This window comes from Vibrio sp. 10N.222.52.B7, assembly GCF_041474275.1.
GTDB lineage: Bacteria > Pseudomonadota > Gammaproteobacteria > Enterobacterales > Vibrionaceae > Vibrio > Vibrio crassostreae_C.
The window spans coordinates 1-581 of sequence record NZ_JBFRTU010000209.1 but is presented as its reverse complement, the minus strand read 5'-3'; the positions used below and the strand labels follow the sequence as shown (position 1 = coordinate 581).

Below are 581 nucleotides of genomic sequence, written 5' to 3'. Positions count from 1 at the left end.
GCCGTTCGTTATTACGTAGAAGATAGCCCTGAGATCCCTGATGTCGAGTACGATCGATTAATGCAGCAATTGCTAAAGATCGAAGAAGAGAACCCGGAACTAGTGACGGTAGATTCTCCGAGCCAACGTGTTGGTGGTCAGCCTCTCGATGGTTTCACTCAAGTGACTCATGAGATCCCAATGCTTTCTCTGGACAATGCTTTCTCTGATGAAGATTTGGATGCGTTCAATAAGCGAATGTCTGATAGAGCGCCAACCGCTAACCTCAAGACTTTCTGTTGTGAACCTAAGCTTGATGGCCTTGCAGTTAGCCTACTCTATGTGAATGGTATTTTAGTTCAGGCTGCGACACGTGGTGACGGTGCGACGGGTGAAAACATCACTGAAAACGTGCGTACGATCAGCTCTATCCCACTTAAGTTACAAGGTGAAGGCTGGCCGCAGCGTATTGAAGTTCGTGGCGAAGTGTTTATGCCAAAAGCGGGTTTCGATAAGTTGAATGAGATGGCGTTGAAGAAAGGCGAGAAAGTATTTGTTAACCCACGTAATGCCGCCGCAGGTAGCCTGCGTCAGCTTGATTC

At 47.7% G+C, this 581-nt stretch carries 1 pseudogene; it reads left to right on the top strand.

Going from position 1 to position 581, the window contains the following annotated elements:
* Positions 1 to 581: pseudogene (gene ligA, locus AB4512_RS22440) on the top strand (NAD-dependent DNA ligase LigA); the annotation flags it as partial.